Here is a 3,457-nt window from a genome sequence, read left to right as displayed (position 1 = left end):
CTTGGTGTGTGTGTTGTTTGAGAATTGCACAGTGGACGCGAGCATCTTTGTTGTAAGTAATGAAGAGCGTACGGTGGATGCCTTGGCACCAGGAGCCGATGAAGGACGTAGGAGGCTGCGATAAGCCTCGGGGAGCTGTCAACCGAGCTGTGATCCGAGGGTGTCCGAATGGGGAAACCCAGCACGAGTGATGTCGTGTTACCTGCACCTGAATATATAGGGTGTGTGGAGGGAACGTGGGGAAGTGAAACATCTCAGTACCCACAGGAAGAGAAAACAATAGTGATTCCGTGAGTAGTGGCGAGCGAAAGCGGATGAGGCCAAACTTTGTGCGTGTGATACCCGGCAGGGGTTGCGTATGGAGGGTTGTGGGGTTTGCATTGTCGATTCTGCCGGATCGGCCGACAGTGAGAAATTGTGGTGTTAGTCGAAGTGGTCTGGAACGGCCTGTCGTAGAGGGTGAGAGTCCCGTAGACGAAAACATTGCAACTGTCGTTGTGGATACCCAAGTAGCAGCGGGCCCGTGAAATCTGCTGTGAATCTGTCGGGACCACCCGATAAGCCTGAATACTCCCTGGTGACCGATAGCGGACTAGTACCGTGAGGGAAAGGTGAAAAGTACCCCGGGAGGGGAGTGAAATAGTACCTGAAACCGTGCGCTTACAATCCGTCAAAGCTGGTGAACAGTTTACTGTTGCTGGTGATGGCGTGCCTTTTGAAGAATGAGCCTGCGAGTTAGTGGCATGTCGCGAGGTTAACCCGTGTGGGGTAGCCGTAGCGAAAGCGAGTCCGAATAGGGCGTATCCACGTTTGTGGTGTAGTGGCGTGTTCTAGACCCGAAGCGGAGTGATCTACCCATGGCCAGGTTGAAGCGACGGTAAGACGTCGTGGAGGACCGAACCCACTTAGGTTGAAAACTGAGGGGATGAGTTGTGGGTAGGGGTGAAAGGCCAATCAAACTCCGTGATAGCTGGTTCTCCCCGAAATGCATTTAGGTGCAGCGTCACGTGTTTCTCACCGGAGGTAGAGCTACTGGATGGTCTAGGGGGCCTACAAGCTTACCGAAATCAGCCAAACTCCGAATGCCGGTGAGTGAGAGCGTGGCAGTGAGACTGCGGGCGATAAGGTTCGTAGTCGAGAGGGAAACAGCCCAGATCGCCAGCTAAGGTCCCTAAGCGTGTACTAAGTGGAAAAGGATGTGGGGTCGCGAAGACAACCAGGAGGTTGGCTTAGAAGCAGCCACCCTTGAAAGAGTGCGTAATAGCTCACTGGTCAAGTGATCCTGCGCCGACAATGTAGCGGGGCTCAAGTACACCACCGAAGCTGCGGCACTCACACAATAGCCCCATTCAGGTCTGCGGATCTGTGTGCAGGTGTGTGGGTGGGTAGGGGAGCGTCGTGCAGCCATGGAAGCATCGGAGTGATCCAGGTGTGGAGGCTGCGCGAGTGAGAATGCAGGCATGAGTAGCGAAAGACGAGTGAGAAACTCGTCCGCCGAATGACCAAGGGTTCCTGGGCCAGGTTAATCCGCCCAGGGTGAGTCGGGACCTAAGACGAGGCCGACAGGCGTAGCCGATGGACAACGGGTTGATATTCCCGTACCCGTGTAACCGCGCCCATGGTGAATCAGTGACACTAACCACCCTGAATCCACGTTACCGATCTCTTTCGAGAGTGAGGGGTGTGGTGGATGCGTGGGACCTGATCTGGTAGTAGCCAAGCGATGGGGTGACGCAGGAAGGTAGCTGGGCCAGTCAGTGGTTGTACTGGTGTAAGCCTGTAGGGCGAACGGTAGGCAAATCCGCCGTTCATGAAGCCTGAGAGGTGATGCGTAGCCGATTGAGGCGAATTCAGTGATCCTATGCTGCCGAGAAAAGCCTCTAGTGAGTTGTTACACGGCCCGTACCCCAAACCGACACAGGTGGTCAGGTAGAGAATACTAAGGCGATCGAGATAACTATGGTTAAGGAACTCGGCAAAATGCCCCCGTAACTTCGGGAGAAGGGGGGCCCCTGCCGGTGATCACTCTTGCAGTGTGAGCTGGTGTGGGCCGCAGAGACCAGTGAGAAGCGACTGTTTACTAAAAACACAGGTCCGTGCGAAGTCGTAAGACGATGTATACGGACTGACGCCTGCCCGGTGCTGGAAGGTTAAGAGGACCGGTTAGCCAGCAATGGCGAAGCTGAGAATTTAAGCCCCAGTAAACGGCGGTGGTAACTATAACCATCCTAAGGTAGCGAAATTCCTTGTCGGGTAAGTTCCGACCTGCACGAATGGCGTAACGACTTCTCAGCTGTCTCAACCATAGACTCGGCGAAATTGCATTACGAGTAAAGATGCTCGTTACGCGCGGCAGGACGAAAAGACCCCGGGACCTTCACTACAGCTTGGTATTGGTGTTCGGTTCGGTTTGTGTAGGATAGGTGGGAGACTGTGAAGCGGTGACGCCAGTTACTGTGGAGTCGTTGTTGAAATACCACTCTGATCGTATTGGATACCTCAACCTCGGACCATGATCTGGTTCAGGGACAGTGCCTGGTGGGTAGTTTAACTGGGGCGGTTGCCTCCTAAAATGTAACGGAGGCGCCCAAAGGTTCCCTCAGCCTGGTTGGCAATCAGGTGTCGAGTGCAAGTGCACAAGGGAGCTTGACTGTGAGACTGACAAGTCGAGCAGGGACGAAAGTCGGGACTAGTGATCCGGCACCGGCAAGTGGAAGCGGTGTCGCTCAACGGATAAAAGGTACCCCGGGGATAACAGGCTGATCTTCCCCAAGAGTCCATATCGACGGGATGGTTTGGCACCTCGATGTCGGCTCGTCGCATCCTGGGGCTGGAGTAGGTCCCAAGGGTTGGGCTGTTCGCCCATTAAAGCGGCACGCGAGCTGGGTTTAGAACGTCGTGAGACAGTTCGGTCTCTATCCGCCGCGCGCGTAAGAAACTTGAGGAAGGCTGTCCCTAGTACGAGAGGACCGGGACGGACGAACCTCTGGTGTGCCAGTTGTTCCACCAGGAGCACCGCTGGTTGGCTACGTTCGGAAGGGATAACCGCTGAAAGCATCTAAGCGGGAAGCCTGTTCCAAGATGAGGTTTCTCACCCCCTCGAGGGGGTAAGGCCCCCGGCAGACCACCGGGTTGATAGGCCAGAACTGGAAGTACAGCAATGTATGCAGGTGACTGGTACTAATAGGCCGAGGACTTACCACAAAGAAGCTACGCGTCCACTGTGCAATATCTGAAACAACACACGAGTTGTTCAGCAAGCACAACCGAATACACGAATCCGCTGCCCACACACGCGTGTGGGTGACAGGTTCGCTCGTGACACTGTTTCGCAGAGTTACGGCGGCCATAGCGGAGGGGAAACGCCCGGTCCCATTCCGAACCCGGAAGCTAAGCCCTCCAGCGCCGATGGTACTGCACTCGACAGGGTGTGGGAGAGTAGGACACCGCCGAACAC

2 rRNA genes are annotated in these 3,457 nt (G+C 55.3%); both read left to right on the top strand.

Annotated features, from left to right (window positions below):
* Nucleotides 1-50: 50 nt before the first annotated feature.
* A 23S ribosomal RNA gene (locus tag CH286_RS27515) occupies nt 51-3,204 on the top strand.
* A gap of 134 nt (nt 3,205-3,338) precedes the next feature.
* Nucleotides 3,339-3,455: ribosomal RNA gene (rrf, locus tag CH286_RS27510) — 5S ribosomal RNA — on the top strand.
* Nucleotides 3,456-3,457: the final 2 nt, after the last annotated feature.

Origin of the sequence: Rhodococcus sp. WWJCD1 (genome assembly GCF_002258735.1) — a bacterium.
Lineage (GTDB): Bacteria > Actinomycetota > Actinomycetes > Mycobacteriales > Mycobacteriaceae > Rhodococcoides.
This window is presented reverse-complemented; position numbering and strand designations above follow the sequence as displayed.